The sequence below is a fragment of the Paenibacillus sp. MZ03-122A genome (assembly GCF_024213325.1).
GTDB lineage: Bacteria > Bacillota > Bacilli > Paenibacillales > Paenibacillaceae > Paenibacillus > Paenibacillus polymyxa_B.
The window spans coordinates 1-17,677 of the sequence record NZ_JANAVI010000012.1 but is presented as its reverse complement, the minus strand read 5'-3'; the positions used below and the strand labels follow the sequence as shown (position 1 = coordinate 17,677).

At 42.9% G+C, this 17,677-nt stretch carries 14 protein-coding genes and 1 rRNA gene; 2 read left to right on the top strand and 13 right to left on the bottom strand.

Translation table 11 applies throughout. The features are described 5' to 3' along the window. Nucleotides 1-9: 9 nt before the first annotated feature. The 9 genes from NLX74_RS20670 to NLX74_RS20630 all read right to left on the bottom strand — a co-directional run bounded on the left by NLX74_RS20670 (nt 10) and on the right by NLX74_RS20630 (nt 11,276). Nucleotides 10-2,022: an ABC transporter permease gene (locus NLX74_RS20670; protein WP_254329834.1), complete on the bottom strand. Its 2,013-nt coding sequence runs from the start codon at nt 2,020-2,022 to the stop codon at nt 10-12. Further along, entirely contained in the window at nt 1,988-2,767 is a 780-nt protein-coding gene (locus NLX74_RS20665) for an ABC transporter ATP-binding protein (protein WP_254329833.1), read from the bottom strand. Before NLX74_RS20665 ends, NLX74_RS20670 begins: the two co-directional genes overlap by 35 nt. A 101-nt stretch (nt 2,768-2,868) precedes the next feature. Continuing rightward, complete coding sequence (locus tag NLX74_RS20660; RefSeq protein WP_254329832.1) at nt 2,869-3,855, bottom strand: sensor histidine kinase; 987 nt, start codon at nt 3,853-3,855, stop codon at nt 2,869-2,871. Beyond that, complete coding sequence (locus NLX74_RS20655; RefSeq protein ID WP_254329831.1) at nt 3,852-4,553, bottom strand: response regulator transcription factor; 702 nt, start codon at nt 4,551-4,553, stop codon at nt 3,852-3,854. Before NLX74_RS20655 ends, NLX74_RS20660 begins: the two co-directional genes overlap by 4 nt. A 487-nt stretch (nt 4,554-5,040) precedes the next feature. Then, nucleotides 5,041-5,883 carry a carbohydrate ABC transporter permease gene (locus NLX74_RS20650; protein WP_254329830.1) on the bottom strand — a complete coding sequence of 281 codons (843 nt, stop codon included), beginning with the start codon at nt 5,881-5,883 and terminating at the stop codon, nt 5,041-5,043. 28 nt (nt 5,884-5,911) lie between these two features. Further along, entirely contained in the window at nt 5,912-6,790 is an 879-nt protein-coding gene (locus NLX74_RS20645; RefSeq protein WP_061830977.1) for a carbohydrate ABC transporter permease, read from the bottom strand. 78 nt (nt 6,791-6,868) lie between these two features. After that, the gene (locus NLX74_RS20640) at nt 6,869-8,170 is read right to left on the bottom strand and encodes an ABC transporter substrate-binding protein (protein ID WP_254329829.1); all 1,302 of its coding nucleotides are present in this window, start codon (nt 8,168-8,170) and stop codon (nt 6,869-6,871) included. A gap of 198 nt (nt 8,171-8,368) precedes the next feature. After that, entirely contained in the window at nt 8,369-9,475 is a 1,107-nt protein-coding gene (locus NLX74_RS20635) for a response regulator transcription factor (RefSeq protein WP_069291914.1), read from the bottom strand. Beyond that, nucleotides 9,468-11,276 (bottom strand): sensor histidine kinase, encoded by a 1,809-nt coding sequence (locus NLX74_RS20630; RefSeq protein ID WP_235306352.1) that lies wholly within the window; start codon nt 11,274-11,276, stop codon nt 9,468-9,470. Before NLX74_RS20630 ends, NLX74_RS20635 begins: the two co-directional genes overlap by 8 nt. A 177-nt stretch (nt 11,277-11,453) precedes the next feature. Here NLX74_RS20630 and NLX74_RS20625 point away from each other — a divergent pair, with 177 nt between their 5' ends. Both NLX74_RS20625 and NLX74_RS20620 read left to right on the top strand, forming a co-directional pair. Continuing rightward, nucleotides 11,454-12,440 carry a LacI family DNA-binding transcriptional regulator gene (locus tag NLX74_RS20625; protein ID WP_235306353.1) on the top strand — a complete coding sequence of 329 codons (987 nt, stop codon included), beginning with the start codon at nt 11,454-11,456 and terminating at the stop codon, nt 12,438-12,440. Between the two features lie 82 nt (nt 12,441-12,522). Then, the gene (locus NLX74_RS20620) at nt 12,523-14,799 is read left to right on the top strand and encodes an alpha-galactosidase (RefSeq protein ID WP_254329828.1); all 2,277 of its coding nucleotides are present in this window, start codon (nt 12,523-12,525) and stop codon (nt 14,797-14,799) included. A gap of 133 nt (nt 14,800-14,932) precedes the next feature. Here NLX74_RS20620 and NLX74_RS20615 read toward each other — a convergent pair whose 3' ends face one another. The 4 genes from NLX74_RS20615 to rrf all read right to left on the bottom strand — a co-directional run. Next, entirely contained in the window at nt 14,933-15,478 is a 546-nt protein-coding gene (locus NLX74_RS20615) for a GNAT family N-acetyltransferase (protein ID WP_254329827.1), read from the bottom strand. Then, nucleotides 15,475-16,200: a YjjG family noncanonical pyrimidine nucleotidase gene (locus NLX74_RS20610; protein WP_254329826.1), complete on the bottom strand. Its 726-nt coding sequence runs from the start codon at nt 16,198-16,200 to the stop codon at nt 15,475-15,477. The genes NLX74_RS20615 and NLX74_RS20610 overlap by 4 nt, the downstream gene beginning before the upstream one ends. A 273-nt stretch (nt 16,201-16,473) precedes the next feature. Further along, nucleotides 16,474-17,325 carry an alpha/beta fold hydrolase gene (locus NLX74_RS20605; RefSeq protein ID WP_254329825.1) on the bottom strand — a complete coding sequence of 284 codons (852 nt, stop codon included), beginning with the start codon at nt 17,323-17,325 and terminating at the stop codon, nt 16,474-16,476. A gap of 277 nt (nt 17,326-17,602) precedes the next feature. Continuing rightward, nucleotides 17,603-17,677: ribosomal RNA gene (gene rrf, locus NLX74_RS26045) — 5S ribosomal RNA — on the bottom strand; the annotation flags it as partial.

Sequence of the window (17,677 nt, the reverse complement as noted above, 5' to 3'; positions counted from 1 at the left end):
TATCGTTCCTTATAACATCTTCAAATCCAATTGACGAAGGTACAGGAACCGTACAATAAGAAAGGAAAAGAATTGGATTGCCCAAAAGCACAGCATAATCTGAATAAGCGTAATGCGAAAGGGTACTACATATACTCCAGATGGTTCTGACATAACTAAACAAAGCACTATTCCTATGGATGATACGACTAATGGCAGAAGAAATAAGAAAGCAATTTGTCTGGATGCAGCTCGTCTCATTTCTCTTGAGTTTAGTCCGATTTTCGATAAAGCTCGGTATATTTCCTCATCCCGTTGAAGATCTACATACAATCTGAAATACAATAGACTTACAGTGCTTGCCAACATAATAATGGCGATAAATCCGCCAATAAATTCGCTAATATTCAGATCCATCTCCGATGTCAAATAATCCACTGCTCTAGAGTTAAGCACCCCTTTATTCACCTTGTGGGCCAACACGGAATACAACCATATCTCCTGTTGAGTTTCTGAAGTATCTAAAGAAAGTTGACCATTCTTCCATTTTGGCACAAAGTAGTAAACAGATTTGTATGCCAATGGATCATTGAAATACCGTTGTTCAATTAAATGGTCGTAAGTTCGATCTGGAACAACAAGTAACCGTCCTAGTTCAGAGATGATGTTTTCATCAGACTTTAAGTTATGGTCCAACTTCCGAGTATCCATAATCTGAATATTCATAATCTGAGATTTTCCTTGATTGTAAGTTAGCTTTTTTTCAAAAAAGGTTTTCTGTTCTTCTAAAGACATCCCGTTTGAATCAAAAATGAAAAAGCCTTGATGATCCCGAAGCGCTACTGCCTGTTTTAGCTCCTTAAACCTGGAAGCAAGAGCCTCATAATTGGATTGTTTCATCACTGGCGCGAGCTGTTCATGAAAGGGAAAGATCAATACTTCACCTTTCGAATAATCTACCCCAGCCGTATGAAGATTTTGGTCAATCCCTTTTTCAAGCTCTATAGAACTTACAACATCAGAAGTAAGTGCAAATGAATAGGATTGCTCCTTAAGAAATCTTTTTTGCTGCTGCATAGAGTCAAACGTTGATGCTGCTCCTACACAGGAAATGATAGAAATTAGGGTAATTAATGAAAACAGCCCGGCATTATTCCTAATTTTGTATGTGATCTCAGATAACCATAATAAGCGTATTCCGCTCCAAGACCATTTCCTGTTAGCTTTAAGCAATTGAATGAATAGTACACATAATTGAGTGTAAAATAAGTAAACACCAATAATTCCCATTACAATTGTATATTTAAATGTGTCTCCAACTGAATAGTGTAATATATAAAAAGAAAGAGTCCCCAAACGATACGGTGCCAGATAAATGTAGGGTGGAAAATCAATCCTCATCAAATATACAGCCGCTCCTATTAATACTATGGCAAGAAAGGACAGGCTCCATGAAGCTTTTAAATCCTTTTTCAGCTGTGAAACCTTGCTAAAAGGCTGCTGCAATTTAAAATAGCGTATGAAGAAAACAGACACAAATGAGATCAATATAAACAAAAACATAAAGCCCACCACGGTGAAAGCCAGTGCTTTCCAAGGAAAATAAAACGTTAAATACATTCTTATGACATTGGAGCCCAAAAGTAGAAAGAATTTCGCTGAAACAAATCCTCCGATAATCCCGGTAATTAAGGATAAAAAGCCTATAATTAGATTTTCATATGCGACCAAAAAATAAATCTGCCTGTGATGTGTCCCTAAAATGGTCAGTATACCAAATTCTTTTTTCCGTGCAGCAACAAAAATATGGTTTGTGTATAATACGAAGAAAAAGGAAAACACAAAAATCAACAGATCAGCAACTTGTAATCCCTTTTTTACATTAGCTGCTGTGATTGCATCTGAGACATCCGGGTGAAAAATAAATATCGCATATACGAAAAAAATCGAAATCATCAATGAGCTGCTTACATAGTAAGGTACATAAGCACGCACATTGTGCTTGAGATTATTCCATGCTAACAGACGAAAGCTCATGCGCATGTCTACTTCCCCCCAAAAAGGAGAGTATATCTATAATTTCTTGAAAAAATAATTGCTGACTATGACTACGATGGATTTCATTATATAACTCACCATCTTTTATAAAAATAACCCGATCGCAATAACTGGCTTCCACGGCTCCGTGTGTTACCAGCACGATTGTGGAATGATCCACACGACTGATAAGCCCCAGCATTTCCATCACAACACGTGAAGACATGGAGTCGAGATTTCCAGTGGGTTCATCTGCGAGCAAGAGTGAAGGAGAGTGAATAATAGCCCTGCCTACAGCTGCTCTTTGCTTTTGTCCTCCTGACACCTCATAAGGTCGTTTATCCAAAATATCAATAATATCCAGTTTCTTCGCTACCTCTTCCAGTTTGTGCTCCATTTCCTTTAATCCTTTTTTATTCAGCATCAGAGGAAACAATATGTTCTCTCCCAAAGTGAGAGTTTCCAGCAAATTATAGTCCTGAAATACAAATCCCAGCTCTTTGCGACGAAATAAAGCCAGCTTATCCTTCTTGAGCTGATGTGGATTTTCCCCTTTAATGCAAACCTCGCCAGAAGTCGGCATATCAATGGTTGAAATCATGTTTAATAATGTAGTCTTCCCACTACCAGACGGCCCCATAATGCCAACAAACTCGCCTTGTTTGATCGTTAAATGGATGTTGTTAAGGGCTCGGTAGGGAACCTTGCCATAGTATATTTTGGTGACTTGATCCATTCGTACAATCTCCATAATTCATTCCTTTCTTTTTCCTATGTCATGATCATAATCCATCCAGACAAGTGAAGCGATCGATTAACATTACAAAAACCTTAAATCTGTTGTAAGGTTTCTCATTTGCGAATTGGAAACAGAATTTGAACCGTCGTCCCTTCACCAACCGTCGATTTTAACTGAATGTTATGATTCAGTCTTTTGCAGATTTCAGACACCAAATAGAGACCCATCCCGGTTGATTCACGATACTTCCGCCCATTTTCACCTGTGTAATAAGCCTCAAATACCCGTTCTACGTCTTTTTTAGGGATACCAATCCCCTCATCCTGTACTTCCAACACAATGACATGATCTCTTACGTGAGACATCAGTTTTAGACTGTGGGCATGACCTGAAGAATACTTCACCGCATTGGTCACCAATTGGTTAATTATGAATCTTAGCCACTTGGCATCGGTTATCACACACAACTGCTCGTCCACTTCATTGGAAGGATAAATTTCGTTACGAATCAATAGTCTTTTGTTATCATAGATCACATCACTAACCAGTTTTCGTAATACAACAGGCTCCACATGAAAATCAGGTTCAAAGGATTCCAACCGTGACATATATAAAATCATGTCTAGTCCTTTTCCCATTCGATCAATTTCATCGTAAATCTGATCAGATTCAGGATCTATTTTTCCTTTGAGGATTAAATGAATAACAGCAAGAGGAGTTTTCATCTGGTGAACCCACTGATTGATAAATGTAATATGATCACGCTGCTGATGCTCTAACTGATGAATTCGAGACTGATACAATCGGTAATATTGTAAAAGCAAATGTTGCAAAGAAGAGGCTAACGGATTAAGTACTTTCATCTGAATAAGCTCATCTAAATCTCTTAGGTTTGCAGTGGATAATATTCGATATAAACCAGAGTACAGGACATATCGGAAGAGCAAATAAACCAGCAATATGGAAGCCCCAAAAAAGACGGAATACAGGGCCGTCGACCAGTTACGGTAACCATCCAACCAATAGATACTTAACACAAAAAAAAGTTGGATGATATTAAAAATCACCAGCGAAAAATGGTCACGCCAAAAAAGCTTCACCGTTCATCCTCCTCAGTCAAGTGAAGCCGATAGCCAGCCCCTCTAACCGTCTCTATGATATCCCCCAGTCCCAGCTCGCTCAGCTTTTTACGGACACGAGTGACATAAACATTCAATGTGTTCTCCCCCACATATTGGTGATCATCCCATAAAGCCTCTAAGAGATGAACTCTACCCACAACCTGTTTAGGATACGTCATTAATAGCTCTAGCAGTGCTGCTTCTTTCTGGCTAATTTCGACCTGCTTGTCATGGAACACAAGTTCCATAATATCGGGATATAGCGTCAAACCTGACACTTTTAAGGAACGGGATTTTGGAGCAACGGCATAAGAACCATAGGCACGTCGCAGATTACTTTCTACTTTGGCTAACAGTACTTCGGGATAAAATGGTTTCGTAATGTAATCATCTGCTCCATTTTGCAAAGCAATGACCTGATCCATTTTATCATCGCGTGCAGACACAAAAAGGATGGGACATGTAGATTGAGTCCGTATTTGTCTACACCAATAAAATCCATCGAAACGAGGAAGATTCACATCAAGTAATACCAAATCAGGCTTCACCTCTTGAAAGGCAACTAAAACTTGATCAAAATTTGAAACAATAACTCCTTGATAACCATACTTTTCAAGATAGGATTGGAGCAAGGAGCTAATTTGAGGGTCATCCTCTACTATTAATATCTTTTGCATTGTGTTTTCTACCTTCTTAATGCTTGAATTTTTAACAACTGATTTCTCTATAATGCCTTTATTTGATCATTCAAGCAATAACAACAATCTAATCCCCTTTGGTTGTAGATTTAGGAGGTTTTCGTGGTGGTGTATATAGAACCCCGGATAATATGCATGGTGCCAAATACCAGAGTGATTAACAATATAATTATAGTAACAACAACTATTACTGTTATAATGGTTTTTTTACGATTTTTTAATATTTCATTGAAACTTTGCTTTGGATCTTTCAATTCTGCTCACTTCTTTCCTTGCCTTGCTATTTACCAGCATAATTAGTTTCTACATAACGAACAACAGTTGAATCTTACAAAAACATTTCTTTGCTGTAAGGTTTCTGATTACCTACAGACCATCGTCGGATTGAACTAACGTATGTACATAGCAAAACTGCCCGGGGTTGAGAATCTTTTTCTGATTCTCAACCCCGAGCAGTTTATCCTTTCTATCCTTTTACAGCCGAACCTACCGTCATCGCCCGCTCCACTTGTTCACTCAAGAACAGGTAGACGAGTACCATCGGTAAGGAAGCCATAGTCATAACAGCCCCCATGGCTCCCCAATCTGTGCTGTAAGAGCCTTGGAAGAAAAGCAAGCCGAGTGGCAATGTCTTCATATTTTCATCAGAAATTAAAATATAGGCCAAAGTGAACTCATTCCAGTTGTTCAAGAATTGAAAAATGGCCACCGTCGCAATTGCGGGCAATGCAAGTGGCACAATGATTTTCAGGAACAGTCTATAAATATTAGCTCCATCCATGCATGCCGCCTCTTCAATCTCCTTAGGAATTCCTATAAGAAATCCGTAAAAAATCATGGACGAGAAAGGAAGACCAATTGCGATATAAGGAAGAATAAGAGCTCCATACGTATTGGTAAGATGAAAATCGCGAACCAGAATCGCCAGCGGTATCATGATAACCTGCAGTGGCATAAACATTCCTATGATCATATAAGTCCGAACGGCAGAACGAAACCTCCATCTCATACGAGCCACTGCGAAGGCAAACATCAGAGCCAGTAAAAGGATGAACAGAGTCGAAATCGTTGATACGACCAGACTGTTCAGAAAGTAACGGGGAATATTAAACTGCGTCCAGGCATTAATGTAATTCTCGTAACGAAAATGCGTCGGCAGTCCAAATGGATTAGAGACAAAGATCTCATCGTTGTTCTTGAACGAGTAGGAAACCATCCAGAACAACGGGTAGACCGAAACAATAAAATACAACCACAGCGGTATCTGCAGAACAGCTTGTCTGAACTTGCTCAAAGCGGTTTTACTCATTTCGTTCTCCTTTTCGATACACGCCTTATCAGGCGGTTTGTCCGCGGTCGAACAGCTTATTGATGACTACAGTTGCCAATAGTGAGATTAATACAAGCAGCACGGATACAGCACATGCATACCCATAGTTGCTTTCCATGAAAGCATAGCGGTAAATCATGAATGTCATTGTATAGTTTGTAGTGCCGGGGCCACCATTTGTCATAATCAGCATCTGCACAAAGGCCCCAATTCCAGAGGTAATCGCAATAATAAAGCAGAATTTGTAAGTTTCCCTCATCAGAGGAAGTGTGACATGCCAGTGCGCTCTCCATTTGCTGCAGCCGTCAATCGTGGCGGCTTCAAAGTAGTCTTCGGGTACTGACTTAACTCCTGCATATAGCAGCGCGAATTGATACCCCATAAACTGCCAGGCATTAACGAAGGCGATGGCAATAATCGATGCTGTCGGGGAGCTTAGCCAATTTTGCTGATAAGGGATGTTCAAGAGATCAAACAGCCGGTTGATCAATCCGTTAGTTGGGTCATAGATTGCGATCCACAGCTGGCACACCACGGTTACCGATAAGACAACTGGGATAAAATAAGACGTTTTCAGTATTTTTCGCCCGCGTGTGCGCGGGTCCGCGCAGATTAGCGCTAATAGTGTTCCCAGTCCGATCTGAAAGACCGCCAGCACAATGGCAAAGATTAATCCGTTCTTAAGCGAAGTAGCAAGTAGAGGATCGGAGAACAGTTCCCGATAATTACTCAGTCCCGAAAAGGTCAGCGTACTCAGGCCATCCCAATCATAAAAGCTGCGAAGAACAGTTTGCAGAACAGGATATATCAGTATCACACTGTACAGTATCAAAGCAGGGAGGAGAAACAGTGCGAGCGCCGATTTGTTCCCCAAATATTTATTCATGTCTTGCTTCCACCCCTTATCTTTGGAACAGCATCCCCCAGCGACTTATCCGCCAAGGGTTGCCGAATCCCTGAATTCTCAGTTTTCTTTTTCCAATGTGCTATTCAGATTGTTCACAAAATCCTGTTCAGAGAAATTGTCTACCATTAAATTTTGAGTATTGTCATTAATAGTGTTCTGAATTTTTGTATTGCTCAGAAGTTGAGCATATTCCTGCGCGTTTGGCAGCAACTCTTTGACGACTCGCTGCATCATTGCTGGGACATTAGAGGCCATTGGCTTATCCACTTTCTGCGAAACAATTGGACTTCCAAGTTGGGTGTATCTGTACTCGGCTGACTTGGTGGCAAGGAAGGCCGCTACCTTTACAGCTGTTTCCTTGTTCTTGCTACTCGGTGATACTGCGTAACCTTGTGGTGAACCCGAGCCGTCTATGAAATATTTGGAATTCTCGTAGGTTGCTTCATCCTTTGCAGGCCAGTACATCCAGTCAACCTGGTCACCCAGCTTTTCTTGTGAACTGTAAATTTCCCATTGTCCGTTCACGAACATAGCAGCCTTCCCTTGATAAAATAAGGACGATGCCTGATCATAATTGGTATTCGTGGCGTTGGCATCGAACAATCCGGCTCTCTGCAATTGCTTCATCTGCTGAGCCACTGTTACAAATGCTTTCGGCAATGCTATTACACCTTTCTGATCAAGTGCTCCGAATCCATGTGGCTGCTCCCTTGTAACCAGTCCATTATAAAAAGCGGTCGTTATCCATTTTTCCTTGGCAAAGATTGACATAGGTACATAACCTGCGGCTTTCAACTTTTTCGCTGCATCGGCCATCTGGTCAATCGTCTTAAGCGGTGTTTTGATTCCGACCTTCTCAAAAATTGACTTGTTATAATAGATCATTTGGAATTCTATACCGGTTTCGGGATAAGCATATACATGATTGTCTGGAGCTACCAAACGCGATTCAACACCCGGGTTAAGATTCTTCTTGAATTCGGCCGTTGTGTCATAGTTGTCCAGCACCTCAACATTTTTCGATTTTGCGAAAGTTTGCAGAACAGACCAATCCGCTAAATAGATGTCCGGCATGTTTCCCGTTGCCGCATAGGTTTTCAGCTTCTGGCCTCCATCCTGCACGGCAGGATCCAGTTCAATCTCTACGTTTGGCATCTTCTTTTTGAGTTCTTCCACCGCATAATCGAACGGCTTTATGGTATCGTCATCAAAATGTTGCGCATACACCTTCAATTTGATCGTACCGTCCCCTGCCTCGCTCTTGGAAGAGGTCGAGTTATCTTCGCCACAAGCGACCAATCCAATAGACATGGTGAGCACTAGCAAAGCTGCACTCCAACTTCTGTAAGTTTTTTTCATGTGTTTAATCCCCCTCATGCAGTGTGTTTTATGATTACGCTTTCATTTGCATGACTACAGTATACTGCCGCTTCTTTTTTTGATTAAGGAATAAAACGGGCTTAATCAGTAAAAAACGGGACAAATAGAGTAGCGGTTCTCCATATATAGGAAAACCGCCAGGCTTAAATCGATTTGTCCTGCCTCTTAGGAAAGGCGCTACCTTTTTTTAAGTTGCTCATATTCAGTCGGTGTCATGCCAAAGCGTTTCTTGAAGCATTTGCCGAAATAATTGGGGTCACTGTATCCAACACTTTCAGCGATTTCTGACAGCTTCCGATTTCCATACAGCAAAAGCTCCTTGGCCTTCTTCATCCGGATGTGTGTAATATGATCTACTATGGAGAAGCCAGACTCCTTGCGAAAAACGCGCCGGAGATAGCTTGGATCGACGAAAACTCCGCACGAAACCTGCTCAGCAGACAACTCTGTGTCTGCATAATGTTCCTCAATATAATTGATCGCCGCCGCAAACAAATTGGAAGCCTTCGTAGGACGCATATTCTCCATCAGCTGGATCAGCTTGCGGTATAGGGCGAGCATCCAACCTTCAGCAGCCTCCCAGGAATCCAACTCCCGCAGCCGGTCGTAAGGAGATTTGTTCCCTCCTTCATCCCATAGCCGATCATAAGGAATACCGCGTTCACTTGCAAAGGAAAGTGCTAGAGATACGATTCCCATAAGCATCGCATCCGCGTATTCATCCCCCCACTTGTATATACTAAGCTGCCGGATTGCCTTACGGACCTCCTCTAACGTTTCACTGTCTTTCATTCGGAGGTCTAGCACGACCGCATCACGCAGATGGCCCAAATCAGGCATACCTGCTCTGCCGTGCAACGCTTCGCTACCATGCTTACCCCACTCGGTACTTTCGCTCTCTTGTGGAAACACTGGTAGTTTCGGCTTAATACGTTCCAACATCGAGAGCATTTCTTCTGCATTGAACGGCTTCAACAAATAATCCTGTACTCCGGTTCGAACCGCCTTCTGTAGGTATTCAAATTCGTTATGTCCGGATATGAATACAATAACGATGCGTTCGAACTTGACTTTCAACCTCTCGGCTAATTCAATTCCGTCAATAAAAGGCATATTGATATCTACGAGAGCGAGATGCGGCTGATGCCGCTCGGCTTCCTGAAGTGCTTCCTGGCCGTTCCTTGCTTCGCAGCAAACCCGAAAGCCATGACTTTCCCAATCTATCTTAATACGCAGAAAGTCTCGGAACAGCGGTTCATCATCGACAATCATCACTTTATACATCTTGGTGTTCACTCCCCTTTGGCAGCATCGGCAGCAACAGGTCAACAGTTGTTCCCTCCGTGAGCACACTTTGCACGGATATCCCATACTCTTCGCCAAAATAGAGGCTCAGTCGTTGCTGAACACTGTAGGTACCGATTGATCGTATTCCTTCTTTCGGTAAATGTCTGGACATGATAGTCTGAACTTGGAATTCATCCATCCCCACACCGTTGTCCTGCACTCGAACGACCACCTTATCTCCCTGTTTAAAGGCAAAAATACGGATAAAACCTTTTGTTTCTTTCTTCTTAAGACCATGATAAATCGAATTCTCGACAAGCGGCTGAAGCGAGAGCTTCGGGATCGGTGTACCTGCAAGCTCTGGAGGGATATCCACTTCATAGCGAAACACATCGGGATAACGGATTTGCAGAATCGTCAGGTAATCATCAGTAATCTGAGCTTCCTTTTCTAAAGTGATTAATTCCCGTCCCTTGTTCAGCACCATTCGATAAAAATCTGCCAGCGCTTTTGTAGTATCTCTAGCCTCCTCATTACGATCTAACTCATTGAGTGCATAAATGGTATCCAAAGTGTTGTACAGAAAATGCGGTTTAATTTGGGCACTTATTAGTGCAAGTTCATATTCACGCTTACGGTTCTGTTCCTGCCTTACCTCATCCAGCAGCTCCCGAACTCGTCTTATCATAAAATTAAACGCTTCAGCAATGGTACCGATCTCATCCTCTGTGCGGACTGTTGTAACCGATTGCAAGTCACCGGTTACAACAGTCCGCATGGCCCTAGTTAGTTGTTCGAGAGGGCTAACGACCATTTTAGATAGAAAGCTAGCGCCCAGCCAGGAAAAAATAAGGCATAACACGCCGATTAAGAGCGACAGTCTAACATTTTGCCGGACATCAGCCGTAAGCAGGCTAAGAGAAACAATATTGACCAACTTCCAATCCATCCGGTTATAATCCGTGACCGTTACCAGATTGCCCTCATACTCGAATGAGCACGTTCCATGGGATGCATTAGGTGCACAACGTTGGATGGCCTCACCCAGCTGTGGATTCACCAGATTCATCAACATCTCATTGTCTTCTGCCACAGCCACGCGCATTTCGTTATCTAAAAAATAATAAGATTTGGGTGCATCTGGATCGCTGGAACGAAAGTAATCAGACAAACCTTCTTCCTTCACTAACAGAAAAAGCGTTCCATAGGGTTCGCCGGTGTCTATATTAATGACCATCTTCCCCAGCGTCAAAACGGGAGAGCTCCGATCTGGTGTTAGGAAATCCCTCTTCTCCATATCAAACCAGAGGGCCTGTCCATAACTTTCAGATTCCCTTACCTGCTTAAGCATGCTATAGATCTTGCGATCATCCCCGCTTTCGGTATAAGAGGCGAAAATCGTCCCTTCGTTATCAATGAATACAGCGGCATCCACCTCACGAAAGATTGACAAATCAATGGATAAGCGGCTCTGCATCAAGTTTCCAAACTGAATAGGCTCCATGGCAGTATTAGGTTTGGCACCGTATGAATCATACATCCGGTTAATATTCGTGACCATAATATTGGCCGCCGTTTCCACACTCCTGAATATATAATCGGTCCTAGACAAGATGAGCTGAGACTCATCGACCACATTGCTGGTGGTTCGATCTATCAAAGAACGGCTGAAAAGTTGGTTTGACAATAGTCCAAGAATAAGCAGAGAAATAATAATTAGCGGAAGAAATACCGTTATAACCTTGCTTTTAAAGCGAAGTCGACCGAACCACTTACGAGCTAGTGACAAAATATTCAACTAGGACCCCTCCGTCATCAAGAGAATATTCATCATGTTAACACAAACAATCTCTACAGTAGTAGTTCAAAAATAAAGTTAAAAAAATTCAACCGTTCTTCTTGAAAGTGCTTTAGAGATGTGTTAGGATAAAGTCGATTTTTAGTAAAATTATTAACTAAAAAGGTGTGAGCTCTTTTGGCAACCATTAAAGACATTGCCCGCGAAGCGGGTGTGTCTGCCGCAACCGTTTCAAGGGTTTTAAATAACGATCTGTCACTGTCCGTAAGCCCAGACACTAAAAACAGAATTTTTGGGGTTGCCGAGCAACTCGGGTATAAGCCTACCCGGCTGAGGCAATTAAAGCAGAATACGGAACGTGCCGGGAAAACGGTCTCCCTCCTGCTGTGGTGTTCTATTGAGGAGGAAAGAGACGATCCGTATTACGCTTCGATCCGCCGTGGAATCGAACTGCGCTGTGAAGAGCTTGGCCTGACGTTGGGCCAGACCTTGCGAGGCCGCTCATCCATCGGCACCCTGCAGAAGGCGGACGGTCTGATTGTTGTGGGCGGCGTTGACCCTGAAGAGGTATTCAAGCTTCATCCTGACAAGAACACCATTGTCCTTGTCGACCAGTACCATGAACAGCTTGAGTATGATTCTGTACGACTTCATTTCCGGCAAGCTGTTGATCAGGCACTCGGTCATCTACTTGAGCTTGGCCACCGACAAATCGGATTTATCGGCGGTAAGAGCGACGGTGAGCGAAGAGCGCATTATTTTGAACGATTCATGCGGGAACAGGGGTTGTACAATCCTCAATTCGTCCGTATAGGTACCTGGAGTACCGCGGATGGTTATCTCATGATGAACGAACTCCTAACCCAACAGGAACGACCGACAGCCTGCTTCGCTGCAAGCGATCCGCTCGCTATTGGCGCCCTCCGCGCCCTTCATGGACATGGAGTCAAGGTACCCGAAGATATGGCTGTTGTCGGCTTCGACGACATTGAGATGGCAGCCTTCGTGCAGCCACCGCTAACCACTGTCCGTGCTTATCCCGAACAGATGGGAAAGGCTGCCGTGCAACTGCTCTCTGAACGGTTTGAGGGACGTGAACCACCTGCGTACAGCGTGATCGGGACTAAGCTTGTCATTCGGGAGAGCTCATGCAAAAAAGGCTAACATCAGTACTTGAGAGTCTTGTTGTCATTGATCAGTATCCTTACGTAAAACAATAATGATAACCCCCTAAGGAGTGAATATCATGAACATTCATGTTAACGAGGCGCTTGGTTTGTTTCATTTGCAGTCCAAGGATTGCAGCTATATTATCCAGCTTGTAGAAGGATATCCCGCACATGTCTATTGGGGAGCTCAACTTCATCATGACCAAAGTCTCGCAAGTATATTGGAGCTTAGGGAGCGTTGCTCCTTCTCTCCCACTCCCGTTTCTTCCAGCCGTACAATTTCTTTGGACACGCTTCCTCAGGAATACCCCCAGTATGGAACAAGCGACTTTCGTCAACCAGCTTACCAGGTTGCACTTGCGGACGGAACTCGGACTACGGAGCTGAAATATAGTGGTTACCGTATTGAACCGGGTAAACCAAAGCTCGAGGGACTTCCTTCTGTCTATGCCGAATCAGATGATGAAGCCACAACCCTCTTTTTGATCCTTGAGGATCAATACTCGGGGCTTAAGACTACATTGCTCTATACTGTATTTGCGAATCATAGTGCCATTGCTAGATCTACTCTTTTTGAACAAAAGGGAAGCGCTACCATAAATATTGAACACGCCATGAGTGCCTCTGTCGACTTCGCCGATTCCAACTACCAAGCTCTCTACTTATCTGGAGCCTGGGTTCGGGAAAGACATATTCAGCGCCGCGATCTCGGACCCGGTTCCATTCGGCTCGAGAGCCGACGGGGTTCCAGCAGCCACCAAATGAACCCCTTTCTGGCACTACTTCGTCCTGATGTGACTGAAGATCGTGGGGATGTTTACGGTTTCAGTCTAATCTACAGCAGCAACTTCGTCGCACAGGCAGAAGTAGAACAATTCAATCAGACTCGTGTAAGTATCGGAATCAATCCTTTTGACTTCTCCTGGCGGCTTGAGCCAGGTCAGTCATTCCAGACCCCTGAAGCCGTATTGGTCTTTTCCGAAGAAGGTCTTGGAGGCATGTCACGCACCTATCACCGACTCTATCGCACACGTCTGTGCCGAGGGGCTTACCGTGACAAAGAACGTCCGATTCTCGTGAACAATTGGGAAGCCACGTATTTCGACTTCGACGCCGACAAAATCGAAGCGATTGCCAAGGAAGCAGGACCCCTTGGAATTGAGCTCTTTGTTCTAGATGACGGTTGGTTTGGTAAGCGCGACAACGATGACAGTTCGCTTGGAGACTGGTTTGAAGACCGTCGCAAGCTGCCTGGCGGGCTTGCTGACCTGGCAAAACGGGTTAATGAACAAGGATTACAGTTTGGCTTGTGGGTTGAGCCGGAAATGGTATCACCGGATAGTGAACTGTACCGCAGCCATCCCGACTGGTGCCTGCATGCGGAAGGCCGGCGGCGGACGGAAGGCCGATCCCAACTGGTGCTCGATCTCTCCCGCAAGGAAGTATGTGACTACTTGTATGAGACACTTAGCTCCGTATTCTCGATCGCTCCGATTACTTATGTCAAGTGGGACATGAACCGTAATATGACGGAGATTGCTTCGGCTACCGCTCCTAGTGAACGTCAAAAGGAAACTGCACACCGTTATATGCTCGGACTTTACGATCTGATGGAACGTCTGACCTCCCAGTTCCCGGACATCTTGTTCGAAAGCTGTTCCGGAGGCGGTGGACGATTCGATCCCGGAATGCTCTACTATATGCCGCAGACATGGACCAGTGACGATACCGATGCCATTGAAAGATTGGCTATCCAGTACGGCACAAGCATCGTGTATCCAGCCAGTACCATGGGCGCACACGTATCGAACGTACCAAATCACCAGGTGGGGCGAATCACCTCCCTCGCTATACGCGGCGACGTGGCAATGAGCGGAAATTTTGGCTACGAACTTGACCTAACTGCCTTTACAAATGAAGAAAAGGAGCTCGCTGCCAAACAAATTGCCCAGTATAAGGAAATTCGTTCCCTCGTACAGCAGGGAGATATGTATCGACTCCTTAGTCCATTTGAAGGTCGAGGCGATACGGCCTGGATGTTCGTTAGCGAGGACCAGTCCGAAGCTTTTGTCGCTTACTTCCGCGTACTAGCTGAACCGAATGGGCCCATCCGGCGACTAACTCTAAAAGGACTTGACCCAGATAAAAAGTATATAATCGAACACGGAGCGACGGGCAACACAGCAGTCCATGCGGGTAATACCTTAGTGGAAGATGGCGGTTCCCCCTTCTGCGTAGCTTTTGATGGCGAAATTTTTGGAGGTGACCGCCTAATGAAAATTGGGCTTGTTGTCTCGGATCTCTCTGGAGATTTCGCCAGCTCTACCTTCCGCCTTAAAGCTATCTCTAACTAATAACAAATGCAGTTAGCAACGGTGAATATCGATGAAAAAATTAAAACAAGGCAGTCCGATTTTCCGGCCTGCCTTGTTTTATAACTTTGGTCCCTGTAGATTAAAGACACACAAGAGATTGCCAAGCAATTGATCATTTAATAGCATCCTTGACTTTGATTCTCCATATCATATGATCAGAGCCTGCTCCCCAATAATCTTTTAATAAATAATCAGGAGTTCCAAATTTCTTTTTCCATATTTTCTGCGCAATACGATATCCACTATCTAAACAAAATTCTTCTACTCCTCTATTCTTCAGCGCCAAATACATTGATTTCAACAATAAATTCCCTACCCCAATCTTCTGGTAGTCAGGGTGAACAAATACAGTTCCTACCTCGCATAACTTTTTAAATGTATCACTGGTAGATTTACTTATTAGTTGACTTACTGGTCCATATTCAATAGAACCCATTATTTGATTCCCATCTACAGCGATTAAGAAATATCGCTGCTCACCGTGACTCTCCAAGTCACTTTCCAAATATAACCTCTTACTATCAATTTCTTCCTCTATGTCTTCCAGCATATGACCAATGCCTTCTTTAGCAAACGTGTCTGTAATCACAACTCTAAACAATTCATTCAACTTTTCGATGTCCTTAATTTCCGGCCTTCTGATTTCGACATTATTCATCTAGTTTCAGCCGATGTATGATTCAGTACGGAATACTTTGAAAGTACACTATTCGGCAGCTCCATCAAACTTGTTATTTCATAAGTAGGTTGAATCCCAGACGTATTTGTTTTTCTGGAAGGGTTGAACCAACAGGTATCAATTCCATATTTGTTCCCTCCTTGAATATCAGAGGTTAAAGAATCGCCGACCATGAGAACCTTACTTTTATTAGAGATGGCCAACTTGGTAAATGCGTAATCGAAAATACCAGCTTGTGGCTTTTGGCAACCCACTTCCTCTGAAATAATTACCTGCTCAAACACATCACGCAGCGGCGAAAGCTGAATTCTGGAGGTTTGCACCTCTTTGATTCCATTCGTAATGATCGCCAAACGACAGTCGGATAGTACATTACATAATTCAATCGCTCCGTCCATCAAAAAAGCACCTTCACCCAAATAACGTAAATAAGCAGCACTAAAGGCATCTGGATTGAAGTCTAGATCATGAACAGTAAATAATCGCTTAAACCTCTCGACCCGTAGCTGTGCCGAGGTAATATGTCCTTCCTCTGCCTCTCGCCACAACGAACTGTTGATTTTATCATAGCTGGATTTATACTCCGTGGCCCCTTGCGGCAATCCAAATTGGGCAAACGTATTATGTAGCGCATGACTCTCTGCCATTTTAAAATCAAACAGCGTGTCATCAACATCAAACAAAATAATTTCGTATTTCATAACGACCTCCATATCATTGCTTTACTAAATTGTTCAGTCCGCTTGATCCTTTGAGCTGTTCCAGATAGAAGTACAACAAAAAACTAACAATACATTATTTCCTTTCGGTTATTATACAGAACCTAGTTAAGCCGTCAAGTCACTAATAACAAAATCATAGTATTTTGTCATCGGTGCAAAAGATAAATAACGCTCAATAAGAAAGCCCGTAAAATGAAGGTGATTCTCATTTTACGGGCCACTGAGCATCTAAGAGATGATTTAGCAAGAATCCTAGTGATCTTCATTAATCCATTCGGCTAATGTTTGATGAAAACAATGAGGTTCTTCAAACATCGGGTTATGCCCACTATATTCAAAAACCACTTTTTTCACGTTCTCGTAGGTGTCATCGACCCTATCCCATAAAGAAACTGGCGCAACCAAATAATCATACCTTCCCAAACCAATAAATACGGATTTATGGATATCCGCTAAGGATTGTATCAAATTCATGTTTCCGAATACTTCTCCCCATAAATAATCAATGATAGGCATGTTCGTATATACATCATTCCACGTGTAAGCCGCATCATAGGCATAATCATAAAAGCTTTGAGCTCCCATACGTATACACATGTGAACAAATCTTCTATCAGGGTCTCTTTTGATATCTTCCTCTAATAAAACAATGTCCTTTTCAAAACGTTCCTTTCTTTCTGAACTGGCCGTTTCATTAAAGAAAGAAAAGCTTTGCCGTTGTCTTTCTTGGCTGTTTGTAGGTGCTGAATTTAAAAGCACCACTTTTTGAACATAGTCCGGGTATTGTTTTGCATATTCTAAAGCCATAAAAGCATGCCCGGAATGTCCTAATATGATAAATTCATTTAGATGAAGGCATTGTCTTGCTGTTTCTATATCATTAATAACTTTATCCAAAGTATAGTCTTCTGGTTTTAAAGCTCGAGTCGGTTTTGCAAACCCTCTATGATCCAGAAAAATAAACTGAAACTTTTTATATAAATGGTCTGAAAATAAGCGAGGATAATATACACTACTGCCGATCACCAATATCGGTCTTCCGTTACCTCTTATAGCATATTTCAGCTCAAATCCATCACTAATAACTGTTTGATAAGTGCTCATTTATAATCTCCTTTTCTTTTTTAAATCACTCCCTTTCCTTTGTGTAATTCCCTTGTATTCTCCATAGAACGTTCCAACACTTCAACTCACCTCAAAAAGTACATTTATTTTTATGAGAAAAGTTTAACATGGTTTTTTCAAAAACAAAACTGGTTTACTTTTGTCTTACTTGTCTTGACTTAAGGGATTCATACTTCATTTTTGACAAGCAGATCTTTTTGGAAACAAAAAAACCGCGATAATCGCGGTTTTTTATGTAGAGGTCATACTTTTATTTGCTTGGCGACGTCCTACTCTCCCAGGACCCTGCGGTCCAAGTACCATCGGCGCTGGAGGGCTTAACGGTCGTGTT

Bases quoted from the DNA above. Each gene is read 5' to 3' on its own strand.
- NLX74_RS20670 (WP_254329834.1), bottom strand. From the start codon at position 2,022: ATGCGCATGAGCTTTCGTCTGTTAGCATGGAATAATCTCAAGCACAAT.
- NLX74_RS20620 (WP_254329828.1), top strand. From the start codon at position 12,523: ATGAACATTCATGTTAACGAGGCGCTTGGTTTGTTTCATTTGCAGTCC.
- NLX74_RS20640 (WP_254329829.1), bottom strand. From the start codon at position 8,170: ATGAAAAAAACTTACAGAAGTTGGAGTGCAGCTTTGCTAGTGCTCACC.
- NLX74_RS20645 (WP_061830977.1), bottom strand. From the start codon at position 6,790: ATGAATAAATATTTGGGGAACAAATCGGCGCTCGCACTGTTTCTCCTC.
- NLX74_RS20665 (WP_254329833.1), bottom strand. From the start codon at position 2,767: ATGGAGATTGTACGAATGGATCAAGTCACCAAAATATACTATGGCAAG.
- NLX74_RS20635 (WP_069291914.1), bottom strand. From the start codon at position 9,475: ATGTATAAAGTGATGATTGTCGATGATGAACCGCTGTTCCGAGACTTT.
- NLX74_RS20605 (WP_254329825.1), bottom strand. From the start codon at position 17,325: ATGAGCACTTATCAAACAGTTATTAGTGATGGATTTGAGCTGAAATAT.
- NLX74_RS20615 (WP_254329827.1), bottom strand. From the start codon at position 15,478: ATGAATAATGTCGAAATCAGAAGGCCGGAAATTAAGGACATCGAAAAG.
- NLX74_RS20650 (WP_254329830.1), bottom strand. From the start codon at position 5,883: ATGAGTAAAACCGCTTTGAGCAAGTTCAGACAAGCTGTTCTGCAGATA.
- NLX74_RS20610 (WP_254329826.1), bottom strand. From the start codon at position 16,200: ATGAAATACGAAATTATTTTGTTTGATGTTGATGACACGCTGTTTGAT.
- NLX74_RS20655 (WP_254329831.1), bottom strand. From the start codon at position 4,553: ATGCAAAAGATATTAATAGTAGAGGATGACCCTCAAATTAGCTCCTTG.